We start from the raw sequence: 20,236 nt of genomic DNA, 5'->3' as shown, positions 1-20,236 counted from the left end.
TAGCGTTATTTGATGTTTTAATTAAATATTGCTACCTTAATATTCTCTTGTTATAAACCGCAGAAAATCAGTTCTGTCCTGCTAAATTTTTAACCGATTACGATCATGAACTTACCTTACACCCATTTTATGGCCCTTGCTTTTTTTATGCTCGCCGCCTTTTCAGGATCTGCCCAGAATAATGTAAGCACAACAGATACCACCAATCGTAAATGGTGGAAAGAAGCGGTAGTTTACCAGGTTTATCCGCGCAGCTTTAAAGATAATGACGGAGATGGTATTGGCGATTTGAAAGGGATCATCTCCAAGCTTGATTATATCAAGAGCCTTGGAGTTGATGTTGTTTGGCTTAACCCCATTTATAGCTCGCCCAATGATGATAACGGGTATGATGTAAGCGATTATCGCAATATCATGAAGGATTTTGGTACGATGGATGATTTTGATGCGTTGCTGAAAGGCATGCATGCGCGCGGCATAAAACTGGTTATGGACCTTGTAGTGAACCACAGCAGTGATGAGCACGAATGGTTCAAACAAAGCAGAAGCTCGCGCAATAATCCTTATCGTGAGTATTACCATTGGTGGAATGCTGAAAAAGGCAAACCGGCTTATCGATACAGTTTATTTGATGTTAATCATGATGCCTGGCGGTACGATTCGCTTACCAATGCCTACTACCTTCATTACTTTTCGCGCAAGCAACCTGACCTTAACTGGGAAAATCCGAAACTAAGGAATGAAGTATACGATATAATGAAGTTTTGGGCCAATAAAGGGATTGACGGTTTCCGGCTGGATGCTTTCCAGTTTGCGGCAAAGGACACTACATTCCCGGCATTTCCAAAAGGGTTTGAAAAAAACTTTACCCAATATTACGGTGTACAGGGCAATTTGCACGGGTATCTGCAGGAAATGAACCGCGAAGTGCTTAGCAAGTACAATGTAATGAGTGTGGCTGAAGGGGCGGGCAACACATTTGAAGACGGGCATAATTTAGTTGATGCCGATAGAAATGAATTAAACATGGCCTACGCTTTTGAAGGTGCGGATATTGCCAAACCCGAAGGCTATAGTATAACGCATTTAAAACAGGTATTTACCAAGTGGGACAGTGCTTTTGCAACAAAGGGCTGGCTCTCGATATTTTTGGCCAACCATGACCAGGCGCGGTTGGTAAGCAGGTTTGGCAATGACAGGCCCGAATTTAGAGCTCTCTCATCAAAAATGCTGACCACTTTTTTAATGACCATGCGTGGTACGCCCTATTATTATAATGGCGACGAGCTGGGCATGACCAACGCTGGTTTTACAACAATTGATGATTACCGCGATGTACAAACGCTGAACGAGTACCAGCGGCAAAAAAATATCGGAGCCGATTTGCCGGCATATTTAAAACGGATAGCCTTCGAAAGCCGCGACAATGGCCGCACCCCTTTTCAATGGAATAGCACAGCCAATGCAGGCTTCACTACCGGTGCTCCCTGGATAAAGGTAAACCCCAACTACAAAACTGTTAACGCCGCAGCACAGGAAAAAGATGCCAGCAGCACGTTAAATTATTTCAGAAAGATGGTCAAGCTCCGAAAGGATAATTTGGTATTGGTATATGGAAAATATACTTTGCTCGACGCTCAAAATCCTGATACTTATGCTTACACCCGGGAACTGAACGGCAAAAAGCTGTTGGTGCTTTTGAACTTTACCAATAAAACAGCTTCGGCGCAAACTGGTGTGGATTTAGGTAACGCAACGGTTTTAATAGGCAATTATCAAAAGCCCTCGAAGAACGGTACGCTCATGCCATACGAGGCTGTTGTTTATGAGGTGAAATAGGGAGGGCGACATAGAGACGCATCATATATCCACACATAAAAGCTCACCTTCTATCGGGATTGCATGTTTAACCGGCCTGGTGGCGGATACATGTGATGCGTCTTTACAACAATTCTATCGTATTACCAATGAAATCTGTAACACTTTCGGTTTGTCGCCAATTGCAGGCCCGCCCCAATCTGTTTCATCGCCATTAAGGATGCGGAGCGCTTTGAATGTTCCATGATCATACCAGCCTTCTTCAACTTTAAGATATTGCCATGCTTTGCCGGCATTGCTTCCAATTGGGCGGAAATTGATTCGGCAGTTTGTTCCCGTCATGATGAATTTATTTTCATCAAGGGTAATTATCATTGCTTTGCCGTTATGGTTTTGATTAGGTTTAAGTTCACCACCCCGGCCGCTGCCAAATTTTATAACGGCGTCCCATGCCCCCAATTTAAGGGCTTGTTCCGCGCCATCTTCATGCTCGACAACTGCCTTGATCTTGCCTTCAAAAGCCCATTGAGCCAGTTCGCGCATCATTGGGGCTGCCATAGCATATTCCTGTGCAAAGGGTGCAAGGCGGTCAGCAAGGTGTTCATCATTTGAACTATCTCCGTTATTATCTACTCCGAAAGGCGAGAAGCCGAGGCCTCCATGGGCCAGAACATCGTAAAAATATTTGGCATTATCGGCAATTAAGCCAGCTTCGGGAACAAACAGGGCATTGTCATCGCGGGTATACAGATCAATCACCTTCAATATCTTTTCGCTGCCAGAAAGGTATATATCGGGAGCAAGCAGATCGATAGATGGGGCTGCGGCTTTCCAGATGGGGATCACATTATCAGTTGCTCCTCCGCTTTCGTAATGGGTTGCAGGCGGATTGGTAAGCGGATCACGAAGGGCCACGTTTACATATAGCGGCAAGGGGTATTCTGCTTTGCCGGCGGCAGCAACCTGCTCAATGAACCGGGCTATTGACCAGGCCTGGAAATATTCGTCGGCCCTGTCGCCAAATACCTGCTGTCATGAACCTTTTGAAGCAGTTGGTATATTTAATGCTTTCAGTATGGCCGGTTTTAGCAAATCGGCAGGCACACCTGCTTCAAATAATTTTTGTGCTTTGGCGGAATAATCACGTACGGTATCCCATGAACCGGGTTCATTTTCAACCTGAACCATAATAACAGTGTGCTGTGTATCCGCCTGCTTTAAATACCGCATAACTGCCGAAAAAGCTTTAATGTCGGCATCCAGCGTGGCTTTTGAATGTGGGGAGGGAGAGTCAATTGGCTTGCCTGTTTTACTGGTGATGTTCGGATATTTCTCTGCATCATGTTTCATCCATTCGGGCATGTAATGATTGCTGCCGTTTTTCCAGGTGCCAAACCACAATAGTATCAGTTTTACATTGTGCTGCCGGGCTTGGGTAAGGAGTGTATCTACCAGTGAAAAACCAAACTTTCCGGGCTGAGGTTCTATCTGTTCCCAGTAAATTGGAACTTCGAGCATGTTGAGGTGCATCGTTTCAACCGACTTCCATACCCCTGGCATCAAAGCCGGCCATGCGCTTGAATTATGTGCCTGTCCGCCAAGTATCAAAAAAGGTTTGCCATCAACTAAAAAAGCGTGCCGTCCGTTTTTTTCGATAAGCCTGGGTAATGATGTATCGTTGGTTTGGGCAAAGGCTTTATTGCTCGCTATCAATATGAAAGCAAACAGGAAAATATGTTGAGCTTTTTTGCCAATTATTTTAAGCATGGTATCAAAGGTTTATGATCATGCCAAAATAATTACAAAACAGTACTTAAGGTAATACTAAATAAACCGTTTATGGTTAAAAATATACCACTGGGAGCCTTTACTTATTCAACTCCAGCTTGGCAAAAAAATCGTTAAACATCAGGTTGATATCCAGCCTGCGGTAAACCCGTATGTTGCGGCCATGGGCATTGTAGTCATACCCACCCTGCGCATTAATAAGCGGACAAGGCCTAAGCGCATATTCGCTTGATGAAGGATCGGCTTCAAAGGATGACTGTAAGGCTGTAAGCAATACCAGCGGACTATCGCCCAAAATATAGGTTTCGCCTAAATTGAGATGGTATTGCTGTATCCGGGCCATTAGTGTTTCGAGTACCGTGGTGAGGTATTTACCGATTTCACCCTGTGGTTTTACTTTGAGTTGTAATTGGGAATAGGGCAATAAAGCTTGGCGATAGCCATCCCTCGGGATTTGCCAAAGCTTTAATTGCGAATGGTTAAATACCGCTCGTGCTGCATTGATATCAATATTGAGATTATACTCCGGGCTGCTATAGTTAGGAGGGGGCAGGGCAAGATCGCTGTATTCCGGGCCGCCAATCCATACCAGCGTAACTTTATCGGCAATTTTGGGATCGGTTAAAACTGCTGATGCAATTTCGGTAAGCCCGGCACCGCAAAGTATATAAAGCGGCAATGAGGTGTCTATACGCGAAGCTTCTTTGATGATCAGGTCGACAGCTTTGCTTTTTACAGGGGTGCTATCGTTTACCATAGCTGTATTAGAGCCTGCTATAACAGGGAACTGATCTTTGATCTTTAGAACTGCCAATAATTCAGCAGCTTTTTTGGCGGCATTCTCAGCCTGTGTTTTTGACCTGTCGAACCCGTCGTTAGCATTCAGGTGCGAGCCGATGATGCCTCTTACTTCTACCGAGGGTGATAATACCAAATGTGTCAGTGCAAATAAGCCATCGGGGTCGCCGCTAAAATCATTGTCCATGATCACCCTGATGCGGGGCGAAATAAGTTTATTGTTGACTGTTGATTGCGCTTTTGAAACACAGGGAAAAACAAAAAACAGGAGCAGGATTGATAAAAACTTGCTTTGGGCCATAGCTTACAGGTCAATTGGTTATAGCTCACAATATAACTGTTTTAACCCAAAATCAATAGCTGTTTACCCTGTAATACCCGCAAACGCTTCAAGATATTTATCAATATAAAATTGCTTGCTTGCCGTTTTGTATTGCATGATAAAACGGGGATGCTCCAGTGCTATGATCTCACCGAAGAAATGATACTCGGCATTTAACTTTTTCAGGAAAGTTTCATTTTTACCGGTGCCAAAACAAAAACATTTATCGGTATTAACCCCCAGGGCAATCTGCTTGCGGATGTTTTCGATCATAAACTGATAAACGGCTTTGGTTAGCTCTTTGCTGTCGTAATAATTATAGTTTTTTTCCTTGCCGTTTGCATCAACACTGGTAAAGCCAAGCGGGCAGGGCGAATTAATATAGATCTGGCTGTAAAAAGCTTCTGGCCCACCAAAAGCGTTGATCACTTCGTAAACAAAAACAGACGAAGGCTCGTGCGACATTTTACCTTCATAGCTGATATGGCATTCGGAGATCAACCGTTTGGGATCGGTAAAAGGAATACCCGTTAAGCCGCCGCCAAACCTGCCGGGGTTAATACCCAAAATGATATGCCGTTGCTGGTTATCATTATAATACTTATGATAAAAGGCATCAACAATACGCATGGTTTGCGGATGCTCTTTAAACGGGTTCATAATGCGGATACCTTCGGGTAAAGGATCGCCGGTGTAGGTTAACTGCTCGTTGAATGTGATAACCCTGTCTGCAAATGTCATGGCTCAAATTTAGTATTAGTTGAGCAGTTGTTTTTTAAATTGATTGGGACTTAAGCCGGTTTCTTTTTTGAAGAGCCTTGAAAAATAAGGCAGGTTTTCGAAACCCAATGTGTAGGCTATTTCTGAAACGTTTTGATCCTGGCTTTTGAGCCTGTTCTTAGCTTCATTAATAAGATATATGTGGATGAGCTCCATTGCCGTTTTGCCGGTTTCCTGTTTCAGCATATCGCTTAAATATCGTGAAGAAACATTAAGGTCTGATGCCATGGCGTTCACTGTAGGTAATCCTTTGGTTTGTAAAATCTCGCCCTCAAAATAATTAGATAAGGCCTTGTTGAATTTAGATACCGTTTTGCCTGAAAGTTCGGTCCTGTTGATGAACTGACGTTTATAAAAACGCTGGGAATATTTTAAAATCGAATCAAGGTGGGTGAGGATAATGTCTTGACTATATTCATCCATATTGCCGTTCAGTTCGGCCTCTATTTTATCATGCAGTTCCCATATTATTTGCTCTTCGCGGGGGGATAGGTGCAGTGCCTCATTGGTTTCATAATCAAAAAAACCGTATTTTTTTATCTCCTCATGAATTGGATGTCCATTCAAAAAATCCTCATGGAAATATATATTGAAGCCGGCTTCCTCAAGTTGAAGATTGCTAAACTCAATAACCTGCCTGGGTTTTACAAACAACATGGAGCCGTTTTCATGATCGTACCTGGTACGGCCATAAGAAATGGTTCCTGATTTCAGTTTTTTAAAAGCGATCATATAAAAGTCGCCTGTAAATTCTGTATTCGTCATTGCGCAGCTACCGCGGCACGGCACAACTGCAATCATAGGGTTTTCGGATAATGGAAAACCATTTGCTTTCAGAAAAGCAGGTAAACTTTTATAATAATTCATGGCAATAAAATAAAAGCAGGATCAATACAAATATACGTACAGATCCTGCAGTCAATTAATTAATGTTGATGATATTAATGGCCATGTGCAGCTACTGCTACGTCATTCCACTGCTCCCATTCGGCTAAACGGCTATCGTAAACCTGTTTAACCCATGGCAAAGCTATTTTACCAAGAAATAAGCGTAGCGGAGGGTTTTCACTATCAATTAGTTTTAACACCGCGTCGGTTGTGGCTTCAGGGTAACCAAAAAAGTCTTCGGTAAAGCGGGCTTGCTGATCAGCTTTCATTTGATCATATTGAGGCAATGCGTTTGAGTGCACTGCAGAAGCGCTGCCCCAGTCGGTTGAAAAGCCGTTAGGTTCTACCAGTGATATTTTGATACCGAAAGCTTTTACTTCTGCAGCCAATGATTCGCTCAGGCCTTCAACTGCAAATTTCGAAGCATTGTAGATACCCAATATAGGTGCTGTTGCCACGCCCAGTACACTTGATAACTGGATAATATGACCGTGTCCTTGTTCGCGCATAACAGGTATAGCTGCCTGGGTTAACCATAATAGGCCAAAAAAGTTAGTCTCCATTTGGTCGCGGGCTTCTTTTTCGCTGGTTTCTTCTACGGCACCAAACAGGCCGTAACCGGCATTGTTAATAAGTACATCAATACTACCAAAATGATCTTTTGCTTTTTTTACCGCTGCAAAATCGGCATCCCGGTTATTAACGTCCAATTCTATAGGCAATATATTGTCGCCATATTGTTTTACAAGGTCATCGAGTGAGCTGATATCGCGGGCTGTAGCTGTTACTTTATCACCGCGTTTTAAAAATGCTTCTGCCCAGATCTTCCCAAATCCACGGGAAGCACCGGTTATAAAAATTGTTTTTGCCATTGTTTTTGTTTTTTGATAAAGCAAAGTTAGCTCGTGTTTCGCCGGCAGATTTATACATATGTAGGGAAGACTGATACATTTTTACATGAGTTGTTTTGATGGTTTTGCACGTAGTTTGGTTTTTAAACGAAATAAGTTTGCCAATTGCTTTTTACCAAATGGTAAGTGGAACCGGATTTTTACAGGTGAACTTTGTGGTGTTTAAAAAAAGAATAAACATCATGAATAATCAAATCGAAAACAGATCCTCATTAAATGGTAAAAGGGTAATTATATTGGGCGGCAGTACAGGCATAGGCTTTGCAACTGCAAAAGCCGCTGCTGCCGAAGGCGCTAAAGTTGTGATAGTTTCAGGCAATCAGGGCAAGATCAATAATGCTTTGAGCCAGCTACCCCAGGATGCCGAAGGCTACGCTGTAGACCTATCGCACGAAGAAAATATAAAAAACTTTTTTGAGCAGGCCGGTAGCTTTGATCACCTTGTTTATACCGCAGCTGAAAATCTGAACCTTTATAATATCGATCAAACAGATATTGAAGCTGCCCGTAAATTTTTCAACCTCCGCTATTGGGGTGCGTACGCTGCGGTTAAATATGGTACACCGTTTATTAACAAAGGAGGTTCCATAAATTTAACCGGTGGTACCGCCGGAACAAGGCCGGCTGCTGGCTGGTCAATAGCCAGCAGTATTTGTGGCGCTATTGAAGGTTTAGTGAGAGCCCTCGCAGTTGAATTGGCTCCGATACGTGTAAATAGTGTGGTGCCTGGGGTAATCGATACCAACCTGTGGGATAGCATGCCTGCTGAAGATAAGGAAGGCCTCTACAATTGGGCGAAAGATACGCTGCTGCTTGGTCGTGTTGGGCATGCCGATGACGTTGCCCTTGCTTTTGTTTACCTCATGAAACAAAGCTTCGGCACCGGGTTGAATTTGGTTGTTGATGGCGGCACATTACTGGCATAGTATTAGGAGGCACCTACGGAGCCGAAAATCGCTTGCTTGGGTTATGCTATTAACATGGTACTCCGACGGAGTTTGAAAGCGATATTAGCACTCCAGAGGAGTATCGTGTTTATAGAGAATTTATAAGACGAAATTTGGCTCCGTAGGTGCCTCCTGATTTAAGACTTGATTCCCGCGATATAAGATTATTGGTTAATGCCGACTGCTTTTGTATCTTGGGCTATTCATCAACCCAAAAACAATTGACAAGCTCCACCATACATTTTAACAAAACCCGTATAGCGCCAACGCCAAGCGGTTTTTTACATGTGGGTAATGTTTTGTCATTTTCCATTACTGCAGCGTTGGCCCGCAAGCATGGTGCAAAAATATTATTGCGGATAGATGATCTTGACCGTACGAGGGTCAATCCCGAATATCTAACCGATATTTTTGATACGCTTCGCTTTTTAGAAATCCCCTGGGATGATGGTCCACAGGATGTCAATGATTTTGAAACTCATTTTTCGCAGGTTCAACGGATGCACCTGTACAACGAAGCCCTTGAGCAGCTGGCGATTAAAGGTTTGATTTTTGCCTGCACTTGTTCACGAAAGCAACTCAATGAAACCGGTTCATGTGCTTGTGCTGATAAAAATATCTCGTTAAACACGCCGGAGGCAAGCTGGCGATTACGCACAAGTAATAACACTGTATTACAGTTGAACAGTTATGATGCCTCAACTATCCAAGCGCAATTGCCTGCCGAAATGAGAGATTTCGTTGTCAGGAAAAAGGATGGCTTCCCGGCCTATCAGCTTACATCGGTAATTGACGACCTGTTTTACGGCGTTGACCTTGTTGTAAGAGGAGAAGATCTTTGGGCGTCAACGCTGGCCCAAATTCAGCTGGCTGCGGTGCTGGATAAACCGGTCTTTAATGATACCATGTTTTATCATCACCCTTTGCTACTTGAAGGGTCGGGGAAAAAACTATCCAAGTCGGCCGGCTCAACATCAATAAGGTATTTAAGGCAAGAGGGCAGGCGCGCAGAAGATGTGTTTGAACTTATTTCAAAGTTGTTGGGACTTTCCTCTAATGCTAATAATTGGCAGCAGCTTGCCGGCTTTATTCTTGGCTAATTTCACCGGCTTATTAACAGGTATTTATAAAATGCTAATTTAATATGAATCCGTTTTAATCGGATGATGTTGATTTATAGCTTTTAATGTGATGAAAATGTTAAGCTATTTACAATAAATTTAAATGCAGGGTGCTTTTACTTTACCATGACATAACTGCCTGTACATATCTGGCACCTAAATTTGTATCAACAAATACAAATTACGATGCAAGCAGCATTTTGCCACAAGCACCTGAAATTTCTGTTTTTTTGTTATCCTTGCTTTCGGAGCCATAACCTGCCAGGCTCAAAACAGCCCCCTCTCTAAAGGTTTCGCACATAATGATTACTGGCACAACCGGCCTCTGTATGATGCTTTGGATAATGGGTTTCAAAACATAGAGGCCGATATATATCTGCGCGATGATGAACTGTTGGTTGCGCATATGCTGCCGGCTTTTCAAAAAAAACGTACCCTGGAGCAGCTTTATCTAAACCCGTTATTTCATTGCTACGAGGGCAAAAACAGGGAGGTAGTGTATCCGCTTTCTCCAATCACACTTATGATAGATATCAAATCTGACGCTGAAAAAACTTATGCAAAGCTGGCAGAAGTATTAAAGCGCTACGCGCCGATGTTATCGAGCTATAATAATGGCGAGATAACAGAAGGGAGCGTAACCATTGTTATAACCGGTAATAAACCTTATAAAATGCTTCAGGCGCAAAAGCAACGTTATGCCTTTATTGATGAGGACCTGATGCAGGTACATACCGATACGCTTTCAAACACTGTTTATAAAACCGCCAGCTGCAAATATTCGCGCCTGCTTAGCTGGACTGGTAAAGGCCCCATGCCTGAAGATCAGAAACAACTGCTGCGTGATTATGTAACCGCAGCGCATCACTATAAAAAACGGGTGCGTTTGTGGGCTTCTCCCGAAAATAAAGAAGTATGGCGTGCCTTGCTTGAATGTGAGGTAGACCTGATCAACACCGATAAATTAGCAGAATTAAGAGAGTTCCTGATGACGGGGCCGGAGCCCGTAAGGTATGCTAAAGTGAACGCAAAATAATAACCTCTAATCAGTCAGTAAGATGAAAAAGGTCAGGGTAGCATTTTTTGCCGAGATACTTATTGAAGATTTCGACGGTGCAGTACGTACCATGTATCAGCTCATTAAACGGATTGACCGCAACGTTTTTGAATTTTTGTTTGTTTACGGTGCCGGGCCCGACAGCATAGCCGGGTTTGAGTCATTAAAAGTTCCGGCTTTAACGCTACCCATCAATACCGGTTATACTATGGCCATTCCTGCCCTGGTAATGAGCGAGCTAAAGGAAGAGGTTGACAATTTTTTTCCCGACATTATACACATTGCCACGCCTTCGTTATTGGGTAGTTTCGCATTAAAATACGCAAACCAGCGTGGTTTGCCGGTAATCAGTATCTATCATACCCATTTTATTTCCTATATCGATTATTATCTTAAACACGTTCCCTTTCTCATTAGCAAGGTAAAGCAGATCATGGCCGAAAGCCACAGGTTTTTTTACAACCAGTGCGACCAGGTATATGTGCCTTCAATTGCCATGAAAGATGAGCTTATTGATATAGGCGTTGATACCTACCGCATGAAGCTGTGGCAAAGAGGGATGGATACGAATTTGTTTTCGCCGCGGCATAAAAGCAGCAAAGCCCTGATGGCGCTAACCGGGAATAACAATCCCACTATTTTGTTTGCCAGCCGCCTGGTTTGGGAAAAGAACCTGGAAACGCTTTTCGAAATCTATGCTATAATGAAGGATCGTAACCCAGAAGTTAACTTTGTTATAGCGGGCGATGGTATTGCGCGTAAAGCCTGTGAAACACGAATGCCTGATGCCGTATTTACCGGTAAGGTTAACCATAAAACACTTTCGGTACTGTATGCGTCATCAACCCTGTTTTTATTCCCTTCGGTATCCGAAACCTATGGCAATGTGGTACTTGAAGCCATGGCATCAGGGCTGCCCTGTATTGTTGCTGATGGCGGCGGGTCAAAAGATTTTATTGAGCAGGGCATCAATGGTTTTAAATGCGAGCCATATAATGCTGCCTGCTATGTTGAACGGATTGAATTACTGCTTAAGAGCAATAGCTTGAGGGAACAGTTTATTGAAGAGGGGCTTCAATATAGCGGCCGTTTAAGCTGGGAACACCTGGCATCGGTGTATTTTGATGAATTGGCCGAAATGGCAGGCGCGGATGTATTGAGTGTGATTTGATCAGTATTGAAAGCTGTTGGTTGAAATCTGATGCTCCCGAAAGTGATTTCCCTGTCACAATGCAGCAATAAGCTTGTACACAAAATCCTATTTCTTACATTTGCCGTTTATTTTAATAATTAGGGCTGAGTATCAAATCATAATAGGGGATTTTCATGTACGATATTTGTTGTGTAGGGCATATTACGTTAGATAAAGTAGTGACACCGCAAGCGGTGAAACATATGGCTGGCGGTACTTCTTTTTACTTTTCGAACGCCATCCGTAATATGGATGTGAATTACACGCTGGTTACTTCGCTTGCCTTGAGCGAAATGCCTGTAGTTGATAAACTTCGCAATAAAGGAATCGAGGTACATGTTACTACCGGTGGGGAAACGGTTTATTTTGAAAATATTTACTCGGTTAACCAAGACCACCGCACTCAGCGCGTGCTGCAAAAAGCCGATCCGTTTACCATTGAACAACTTGATGAGATCGATTCAAGGGTTTATCATTTAGGCCCTTTATTGGCAGATGATATTGCTGTTGATTTTATTAAGGCGCTTGCCCAACGCGGCAAACTTTCTCTTGATGCACAGGGTTATCTGCGTAAAGTAGAAGATAAAAATGTGGTAGCTATCGACTGGCCCGAAAAACGAGAAGCCTTGCAACATATCCACATTTTGAAAGTGAACGAACACGAAATGGAAGTGTTGACCGGTATCACTGATATTCATGAAGGTGCCAAAGTTTTGAACGAATGGGGTGTTAAAGAAGTTGTGGTTACGCTGGGCAGTATGGGCTCGGTTATTTATACCGATGGTATTTACTACCAGATCCCGGCATATAAACCATCAGAAGTAGTTGATGCTACCGGTTGCGGTGATACCTATATGGCGGGTTACTTATACCAGCGCGCCAAAGGCAAAGGCTTCCAGGAATCTGGCGAGTTTGCCGCTGCCATGGCCAGTTATAAGATTGAATCATCCGGCCCTTTTACCGGTACGGAAGAAGATGTACTGGAGCTGTTAGCGAAAAATAAGGTTTAAAAGCTGAAAGCCGAAGGCTTAAAGCAAAAAGCCAACACTGGTTCAAGTTTAGCGATAGCGTAACTTGGACCTAAAATAGGTTAAGCTTTCAGCTTAACCGAATCATTACTAATGACAATTCACGGAAGCAGGATACTTCCATGGTTTTAGGACGAAGTTACGCTGTCGCTAAACTTCGACCAGTGACGGCTAAACTTCGACCAGTGACGGGGGCGTATAAGATTTCTCCTCACAGCCATTGCACGAGGCCAGCTCATGTTCGTCGAAATGACATGTAGTGAATAATGGAGACAAAAGACATTTCGCCTTTATCCTTTCACCTCCTCAAAAAACTATATTTCCTTAGCATCCGAAGCATTGATCCAGCCCTCGTTGCCGCTGGCCAGCCTGATCTTCATCCAGTCGTTGTTATTTTCCAGTATCTCAACCTTGGTGCCGTCATGGATCAGGAACAGGTTTTTGGCATTGGGCGTTGGTGCACTTTTTACATTGACAGATGTGCTGAAGATGATGGCACCGTGGTGTGCATCAAAATACTGATCCTGACGGCTTGCCACAAACATGCTTGCAAAACCGAAAAGCAGGATCACTAAAGCCGAATAAAACGACCATTTTTTAATGCTTACCGAATTAGTGAACCTGTATACTACCAGCAATGCGCATCCGGCAATAATAAACAGGATTGTCATTACCGCCAAAGTTGTTAACGAAAAGCGAAGGATAAACGAATGCCACCATTTGGTAATGAAAAATTCGGTACCGGCTTCCACCTTATCAGTTGTTTTTTGATTGGCAAACTGGATATTGAAATTGATATCCTCATCACCCGGCGAAAGTTTATGCGCCTTTTCATAGTAAAGCAAGGCTGAAGGCACATCTTCATTTTTAAAATAGGCATTGCCCAAATTATAATAAACCAATGCCGACTGATGCCCATTGTCCACAATTTTTTGGTATGTGGTTATGGCCTCTTTGTACTGGCCTTTGGCATATTGGTCGTTTCCTTTTTTTAACAGGATGTTGGCCTCATCGTTAGCTAATGCAAGCATTGGCATAATGATGACGAGCAGTAAGTATATAATGCGCTTCATCATGTTATATTTTATTTTCGATGTTATTGATCATGTTTTGGGCCTTATCAAATACCTGCTGCTCGGTAATACCCGATACAGGGGCATAGCGTGCCATTTCGCAAAGGTCAAGCGTGTCAAGCATCTCGTTAATGAGGTTTTCATCAAGCGAACGGGCTTTTAGTTCAGACGCTATTTTTTCACGGTTGAGGTCGGCATAAGGGATATTAAGCTTATCGCTCAGGTAACCATATAAACCGCGGAACAGGTTTTCATAAAATGCCTTTTTATCATTCAGTTGCTGTTTGGCACTTGCCAGGTGTTTGGCCGCCACCTTACCTGCCTTACGGCTTTTTAAACCCACCACATCGGCATTGTTCTTATCGCGCCATTTGCCATAAACCAATGCGCCTAAAAAACTTACCGGACCTAATACCAGCAGGAAATAATATAATCCCGAGCCATAGAAATCGCTGCCCACCTCGTTTAACTCACTGCCGGTTTTAATATAGCGGATATCATTGCTCAGTACCTTAACATCCTGTTTGCCCGCGTTTGAAAAAGCGGTAACATTACTGCCATCGCCGGAGCCTTTAGCTACTTTGACATGGAATGCCGGGGTGCTCAACGAAACGTACCTGCCTGTAGCGGGGTTAAAGTATGCGAATTTAACCGGGTCGATAGTAAAATCGCCCTGATGCCTTGGGATCAGCAGATAGGTGTATTTCCTGTTGCCCGATGAACCGCTGGCATTTATGGCAATAGTGTCGGTGATCTTTGGCTCATATTTTTCAAAATCGGCCGGGAAGGTTGGGCTTATCGGTTTCAGTAATTTCAGGTTGCCTGTGCCGCTTACCTTTATGGTGTAATTAATAGCGTCATTAGCTTTAACGTCATTTTTATCAAGCGAAGCTTCGATATTGAATTTGCCTACCGCACCGGTAAACTCGGCTGGTTTGCCTGCCTGCGGCAATGGTTTTACGTGGATAACAACAGGTGTACTTTTAACCTTGTATTTTACATCCTCATACCCCCCAAAAAAAGCATCGAACGGATCGCCTGATGATGAAGCGGCCTGCTGCCTTACTATAAAGTTCATGATAGATGGCTCAATAGTGATATTACCCTCATGCTCGGGGAACAAAACAGTTTGTTTAATATCGGTTACATTGTAGCGCACGCCATTCAAGATCTCGGTACGCCACTGGGCGTTAGGGTTATTGTTTTTGATCTCCTGGCTGTAAAAGCCGTTAAGGTCAGGGATTTTTTCTGGTTCGCCATTTGCGATATTAACCCGTGTATAAAGGCGCAGGTTCATCATGATCTGCTGACCCATGTAGGCTGTTGTTTTATCAACTTCGGCACGTAAAAACAATGATTTGGATATATCGCTTACACGCCCTTTTTGAATGTTGCGGCTATCTGGCCCATTGCTGCCTTGTTGCTGAGCTTGCTGACTGGCCTGCCCGCCCTGGCCTTTTATTACTTTTATTTTTATGGGAGATGTGCTGTAAGGCCTTCCTCCTGATATAATAGTGGCAGGGCCAATAGTTAGCTCACCCTCTTTGGTTGGTACCAGGTCATAGCCGTATGCTATACTTGCCGAGGTAACCCCATTGATCATGGATACACTGTTAGATACGTTAGGGCCGCCAACAACCTGGAAGCCGCCAAAAGCAGGTGGTGCAAAACGATCGCCATTGGCGTTGATGGAAAAGGTAACTTCAAGTACCTCGCCTGTGCCGATAGTGGTTTTATTTACCGATGCCGTGAACTTTACCTGTGCAAAAACCAGGCTCGAGCAACACAGCAACAGCATTAATATGGAAAGTTTAATTTTCATTAGTATCTACAAAACAACAAAGATTTACCAATCTTTTGAAATAGGAACTTTAGCGCCCTTTAATTTTTTATTTTTCAGCTTATCCTGCGTTTGCTTTTCGTCATTGTTGAGGGCATCAAGCATACGTTGTGCATCATCTTTTGATAACTGGTTAGGCTGTTGCCCCTGCTGGTTTTTCTGATCCTGGTTTTGCTTGTCCTGATCTTTCTTATCCTGGTCCTGCTTATTTTTATCCTGGTCTTTCTTATCGTTCTTGTCTTTATCCTTATTGTCCTTGTTATCCTTATTCTTATCCTTGTTTTTATCCTTATTGTTGCCGCCACCCCCGCCGCCGCCTTTATTCTTGTCTTGCTGGTTTTTTAGCATTTTTTGGGCATAAGCAAGGTTATAACGGGTTTCCTCATCTTTAGGATTATTAACCAGCGATTTTTTATAAGCATCAATACTTTCCTGGTATTTTTTTTGCGTTAAAAAAGAGTTACCAATGTTGTGATACGCGCCGGCTTTTACATTTTTATCAATGGATGCAGTTGCCAGCTTATTGAACTGTGCGGCTGCATCATCGTATTTTTTCTGCTTAAACATGGCGTCGCCAAGGTTAAAATTACCCTCAAGGGTTTTGGCTTTTTTGCTCATGGCCTGGCGGTATGCCGCTTCGGCTTCTTTATACTTTTTTTGCTGATAGAGTTCGTCACCCTGCCTCAGGTATTTTCTTTCCTGCTGGGCAAAAAGAAATGAAGCCTGCAGCACTAATAAAACGGCTATGATATATTGCTTCATGTGTTTTTTACTTCAAATAATTTGATCTTGCTCAGGCGCATGTTTTTACGGATGGAGATAAAGAACTCGGCCAGTAGCAGTATAAAAGCAATGGCCAGGAAAAATTGAAACCTGTCTTCAAAGTCTTTAAATTGCTTGGTATCCGTCATTTTGCGCTGCACTTTGGCTATTTGGTCCATCACAATGTTAAGCCCGCTGTTGGCATTGTTGGCACGCACGTAAACACCGCTTCCTGCAGCGGCAATCTCCTTGCCCATGGTTTCATCCAGCTTGCTCACTACGGGGTGCCCGGTGCTGTCATTGTGAAAACCAACTTGTTTGCCACCCTGATAAATCGGGATAGGAGCGCCTTCTTCCGAACCTACACCCACCACATTCACGGTAACATTCCTGGCTAAAGCTGCTTTGGCTGCGGCTACGGCATCATCCTCATGGTTTTCACCATCGGTAATAATGATGATGGATTTACCGGTACCGTTCTTAAAATCAAACGACTGCATCCCCAGGTTAATTGCCGCGCCAATGGCTGTGCCCTGCGTAGGCACCATTTCGGTATTAATAGTGTTCAGGAACAATTTGGCTGCCGCATAATCGGTAGTTACCGGGAGCTGTACATAAGCCTGGCCGGCAAATACTACGATACCGATACGATCATCATGCAGTTTATCTATCAATTGTGATAACGCACGTTTGGCGTTTTCCAGCCGGTTAGGGGCAAGGTCCTGCGACAGCATACTGTTTGATACATCGAGCAGGATCATCAGGTCGGCGCCTTTGCGTTTTACCTCTTCGGTTTTGGAACCGAGCTGCGGGTCAGCTATGCCAATAACAACAAGTGCGTAGGCCAATATAAAAAAGATGAATTTGATCCAAGGGCGGGAGAAGGAAACCTGCGGCATCATCTGCATCACCACTTCCTTATTACCTAATGAGGCTATGGCTTTGCGTTTCCACCAGTTTACCCTTAAAAAAATAAAGAGCAGCAGCGGAATAGCAAGCAATCCCCATAAAAATTCTGTATTTGCAAAACGTAGCATGCTGTTATGTTAAAGCGCCCTTAAGCAGGGTGTGTCTTGTTAAAAATTCTAACGATAAAAGTGCCAGCGCAATAATGGCGAACGGTAAAAAGCGTTCGGTTTTTTTGCGGTACTGGGTAACATCTATCTTGGCTTTTTCCAATTTGTCAATCTGTTCGTAAATATCTTTCAAAGCGCTGTTATTGGTTGCCCTGAAATATTTGCCGCCGGTAGTTGTGGCAATTTTACTTAGCGTCCCTTCATCAATATCAACCTTCATGCGCTGATACTGTACACCCATAGGGGTTTGAACAGGGTAGGGGGCATAACCGTTTGTGCCGATACCTACCGTATAAACCCTTACACCAAACTGCTTGGCAATTTCGGCAGCGGTTACCGGGGGGATAGAGCCCGAGTTGTTTGATCCATCGGTAAGCAGGATCACTACTTTACTTTTAGCTTCGCTGTCTTTTAACCGGTTTACGGCTGTAGCCAAACCCATACCAATGGCGGTACCATCTTCAATCATCCCGTTTTTGATATCGGCATAAAGGTTTACCAGTACCGAGTGATCGATAGTAAGCGGGCATTGTGTAAAGCTTTCACCGCTGAAAACCACCAGGCCAATCCTGTCGTTAGGGCGGTTCTGGATAAAATCGATGGCGATGTTTTTGCCGGCCTCAAGCCTGTTGGGCTTAAAGTCTTCAGCAAGCATACTTCCAGAGATATCTGATGCTATAACGATATCGATACCCTCGGTGGTAGTATCCTGCCAGCTCAATGACGATTGCGGCCTTGCCAGCGCAATAATGAGTGCCGCCATAGCCAACGAGCGTAATATAATGCCCAAATGCCTGAAACGTGGCAGCATGCTCTTGGTGATCATGGCAAAGCCCCTTATGGTAGGCATAGTAAGGTTGCCCTGCAGCTGCTTTTGTTTCCAGATGTACCAGCCCACCATAAGCGGAATGCTGATGAACAACCAGAAAAAGCCCGGATGTGCAAATTCTATTCCTTTAAACCAGATCATTTTGCCTCATCTCCCTTCACATCTATACCGGTTGGTTTGGCATGGGGCTGCGTATCTTTAATAAAAGTAACGGCGTTTTCCATGCTCTTTTCGTTCTCATTGGCCGCAGGTTTTTCTTTGGCAAATTTTACCATATCCGATAGCACGAGCAATTGTCTTAACAGGTTCCTGTCTTCGCTGGCTATGTCCATATTCCGCAGGCTGGCAAAGATCTCTTCGGAGGTTTGCTCAAGGGCCTGTATAGTATATCGTTTTTCAAGGTACTCACGTACTACATCGCTCAGTTCAATATAATACTGTTTAACCTGGTCATGCTGCCAAAGCTGTTTGTTTTTGATCTCTTCAAGTTTTTGAAGCGCCTGCACATGTAACGGAACATCGGGTTTAACCTCTTCAACAACCACCTCTTTTTTAGGGCGTTTAAGCAGGTAATAAACCACAGCGCCAGTAGCCACCATGGCGGCTAATATGCCAACAACCAGCTTCCAGTTATCACGCAGCCAATCCCAAAAAGTATATTTAATGGTAAGTGGCTGTTTGATATCATAAAATGCTTTAGTTGTATCAACTGCAACTGTTCGTACATCAAGGTTCAATGTATCCGTTGGCAAATCGCCTACCGGCGATTTAAATACATATGACGGGATGACGTACATACCGCTGTCGAAAGCGGTGATGGTATAGCGCCTGTTGATGGTTTCGATAGATTTATCGCCCTTATCAAAAACGGTATCTGTCTTAAAGTTTACAATCCTGACCTTGCCTATGCTATCGGCCAGTTTAGGGAATCCGATGCTATCTTTAACGTGAAAACGGATGCTTAAGTTGAGCTGTGTTTGTTCGCCTATGAGGATAGATTTTTTATCCAGCGTGGCTTTAGCTCCAAAGCTTTGTGCCTGGCCTGTTTGGTGAAAGCCTGCAAGCAATACCAACATAGCCAGGGTGTATTTGATGTACCTGTTCATATATTTTACCGCCGGCCTTCCCGCTTTTTAAATAATGTCATTAATGGTTTAACGTATGATTCATGTGTGCCAATGGTAGTATAATCAACCCCCGACCGCTTAAAAGTATCCTGCAGGGCTGCGTTGCGTTTAACAGCATCCCATTTAAAGGCATCGCGAACGGCTTTATCGCCGGTGTTTACCCACATGATCTGTCCGCTTTCTTCGTCCTTAACCGGGATAAGGCCCAGGTTAGGAAACTCTTCCTCGTGTTTATCATATAGCTTTAGGGCAATGATATCGTGTTTTTTATTGGCGATCTTAAGTTCACTTTCAAAATCGGGGGTAATAAAATCAGAGATCACAAAGGCCGTGCATTTCTTTTTGATAACGCTTGTGAAGTATTTTAAAGCCTCGGCCAGGTTAGTGCCCTTGTTTTCGGGCTGAAAAGCGATCAACTCGCGAATGATCATCAGGATATGGCTGCGGCCTTTTTTAGGCGGAATAAATTTCTCGATCTTATCGCTAAAAAATATGATGCCTACCTTATCATTGTTCTGTATAGCCGAAAATGCCAGTACAGCGCAAAGCTCGGTAGCCAGATCCTGCTTTTGCTGGTTCTGCGTGCCGAAATTTTCCGATCCGCTCACATCCATCAGTACCATAACGGTAAGTTCGCGTTCCTCTTCAAATACTTTTACGTATGGCGCGTTAAAGCGGGCCGTTACGTTCCAGTCGATGGTACGGATCTCGTCGCCGATCTGGTATTCACGCACCTCGCTAAAGGCCATACCGCGTCCCTTGAAAGCTGAATGATACTCGCCCGAAAATAAGTGGTTACTTAAGCCACGGGTTTTGATCTCTATCTTCCTTACCTTTTTTAGCAGATCCTTGGTGTCTTTAGCCATAAGCCCTATCAGC

19 protein-coding genes are annotated in these 20,236 nt (G+C 43.7%); 6 read left to right on the top strand and 13 right to left on the bottom strand.

Annotated elements, in window-relative coordinates; translation table 11 throughout:
* Positions 1–105: 105 nt before the first annotated feature.
* Positions 106–1,839: an alpha-glucosidase gene (locus MTO98_RS32280; RefSeq protein WP_243483621.1), complete on the top strand. Its 1,734-nt coding sequence runs from the start codon at positions 106–108 to the stop codon at positions 1,837–1,839.
* 114 nt (positions 1,840–1,953) lie between these two features.
* On the opposite strand, the gene MTO98_RS32275 is transcribed toward MTO98_RS32280, so the two are convergent.
* The 6 genes from MTO98_RS32275 to MTO98_RS32250 all read right to left on the bottom strand — a co-directional run bounded on the left by MTO98_RS32275 (position 1,954) and on the right by MTO98_RS32250 (position 7,266).
* Positions 1,954–2,751 (bottom strand): DUF5597 domain-containing protein, encoded by a 798-nt coding sequence (locus tag MTO98_RS32275; protein ID WP_243483619.1) that lies wholly within the window; start codon positions 2,749–2,751, stop codon positions 1,954–1,956.
* A 99-nt stretch (positions 2,752–2,850) separates the two neighbouring features.
* Positions 2,851–3,585 carry a beta-galactosidase gene (locus tag MTO98_RS32270; protein ID WP_243483617.1) on the bottom strand — a complete coding sequence of 245 codons (735 nt, stop codon included), beginning with the start codon at positions 3,583–3,585 and terminating at the stop codon, positions 2,851–2,853.
* Between the two features lie 100 nt (positions 3,586–3,685).
* Entirely contained in the window at positions 3,686–4,705 is a 1,020-nt protein-coding gene (locus tag MTO98_RS32265) for a nucleoside hydrolase (RefSeq protein ID WP_243483616.1), read from the bottom strand.
* Positions 4,706–4,768: 63 nt separating this feature from the next.
* Positions 4,769–5,467 (bottom strand): SMUG2 DNA glycosylase family protein, encoded by a 699-nt coding sequence (locus MTO98_RS32260; protein WP_243483614.1) that lies wholly within the window; start codon positions 5,465–5,467, stop codon positions 4,769–4,771.
* 15 nt (positions 5,468–5,482) lie between these two features.
* Positions 5,483–6,373 carry an AraC family transcriptional regulator gene (locus MTO98_RS32255; RefSeq protein ID WP_243483611.1) on the bottom strand — a complete coding sequence of 297 codons (891 nt, stop codon included), beginning with the start codon at positions 6,371–6,373 and terminating at the stop codon, positions 5,483–5,485.
* 74 nt (positions 6,374–6,447) lie between these two features.
* Entirely contained in the window at positions 6,448–7,266 is an 819-nt protein-coding gene (locus MTO98_RS32250; protein ID WP_243483609.1) for an SDR family NAD(P)-dependent oxidoreductase, read from the bottom strand.
* A gap of 221 nt (positions 7,267–7,487) precedes the next feature.
* On the opposite strand from MTO98_RS32250, the gene MTO98_RS32245 reads away from it, so the two are divergent.
* From MTO98_RS32245 to MTO98_RS32225, 5 genes are all read left to right on the top strand, one after another.
* Positions 7,488–8,231: an SDR family oxidoreductase gene (locus MTO98_RS32245; protein ID WP_243483607.1), complete on the top strand. Its 744-nt coding sequence runs from the start codon at positions 7,488–7,490 to the stop codon at positions 8,229–8,231.
* 242 nt (positions 8,232–8,473) lie between these two features.
* Positions 8,474–9,352: a glutamate--tRNA ligase family protein gene (locus MTO98_RS32240; RefSeq protein WP_243483605.1), complete on the top strand. Its 879-nt coding sequence runs from the start codon at positions 8,474–8,476 to the stop codon at positions 9,350–9,352.
* Positions 9,353–9,710: 358 nt separating this feature from the next.
* Positions 9,711–10,409: a phosphatidylinositol-specific phospholipase C/glycerophosphodiester phosphodiesterase family protein gene (locus MTO98_RS32235; RefSeq protein ID WP_243483602.1), complete on the top strand. Its 699-nt coding sequence runs from the start codon at positions 9,711–9,713 to the stop codon at positions 10,407–10,409.
* A gap of 22 nt (positions 10,410–10,431) precedes the next feature.
* Positions 10,432–11,601 carry a glycosyltransferase family 1 protein gene (locus tag MTO98_RS32230; protein WP_243483600.1) on the top strand — a complete coding sequence of 390 codons (1,170 nt, stop codon included), beginning with the start codon at positions 10,432–10,434 and terminating at the stop codon, positions 11,599–11,601.
* A gap of 155 nt (positions 11,602–11,756) precedes the next feature.
* Positions 11,757–12,632, top strand: a complete 876-nt coding sequence (locus MTO98_RS32225) for a PfkB family carbohydrate kinase (protein WP_243483598.1) — start codon at positions 11,757–11,759, stop codon at positions 12,630–12,632.
* 332 nt (positions 12,633–12,964) lie between these two features.
* On the opposite strand, the gene MTO98_RS32220 is transcribed toward MTO98_RS32225, so the two are convergent.
* From MTO98_RS32220 to MTO98_RS32190, 7 genes are read right to left on the bottom strand one after another with little or no spacing between them, the layout of a single operon-like run.
* Entirely contained in the window at positions 12,965–13,726 is a 762-nt protein-coding gene (locus MTO98_RS32220; RefSeq protein WP_243483596.1) for a tetratricopeptide repeat protein, read from the bottom strand.
* A 1-nt stretch (position 13,727) separates the two neighbouring features.
* Positions 13,728–15,545: a BatD family protein gene (locus MTO98_RS32215; protein ID WP_243483594.1), complete on the bottom strand. Its 1,818-nt coding sequence runs from the start codon at positions 15,543–15,545 to the stop codon at positions 13,728–13,730.
* A 24-nt stretch (positions 15,546–15,569) separates the two neighbouring features.
* Positions 15,570–16,325 carry a tetratricopeptide repeat protein gene (locus tag MTO98_RS32210; protein ID WP_243483592.1) on the bottom strand — a complete coding sequence of 252 codons (756 nt, stop codon included), beginning with the start codon at positions 16,323–16,325 and terminating at the stop codon, positions 15,570–15,572.
* The gene (locus tag MTO98_RS32205; RefSeq protein ID WP_243483590.1) at positions 16,322–17,362 is read right to left on the bottom strand and encodes a VWA domain-containing protein; all 1,041 of its coding nucleotides are present in this window, start codon (positions 17,360–17,362) and stop codon (positions 16,322–16,324) included. The genes MTO98_RS32210 and MTO98_RS32205 overlap by 4 nt, the downstream gene beginning before the upstream one ends.
* A gap of 4 nt (positions 17,363–17,366) precedes the next feature.
* Positions 17,367–18,371: a VWA domain-containing protein gene (locus MTO98_RS32200; protein ID WP_243483589.1), complete on the bottom strand. Its 1,005-nt coding sequence runs from the start codon at positions 18,369–18,371 to the stop codon at positions 17,367–17,369.
* Entirely contained in the window at positions 18,368–19,336 is a 969-nt protein-coding gene (locus MTO98_RS32195) for a hypothetical protein (protein ID WP_243483587.1), read from the bottom strand. The genes MTO98_RS32200 and MTO98_RS32195 overlap by 4 nt, the downstream gene beginning before the upstream one ends.
* Before the next feature lie 5 nt (positions 19,337–19,341).
* The gene (locus MTO98_RS32190; protein WP_243483585.1) at positions 19,342–20,223 is read right to left on the bottom strand and encodes a DUF58 domain-containing protein; all 882 of its coding nucleotides are present in this window, start codon (positions 20,221–20,223) and stop codon (positions 19,342–19,344) included.
* Between the last annotated feature and the right edge of the window lie 13 nt (positions 20,224–20,236).

The sequence above is a fragment of the Mucilaginibacter sp. SMC90 genome (genome assembly GCF_022811725.1).
Classification (GTDB): domain Bacteria; phylum Bacteroidota; class Bacteroidia; order Sphingobacteriales; family Sphingobacteriaceae; genus Mucilaginibacter.
This window is presented reverse-complemented; position numbering and strand designations above follow the sequence as displayed.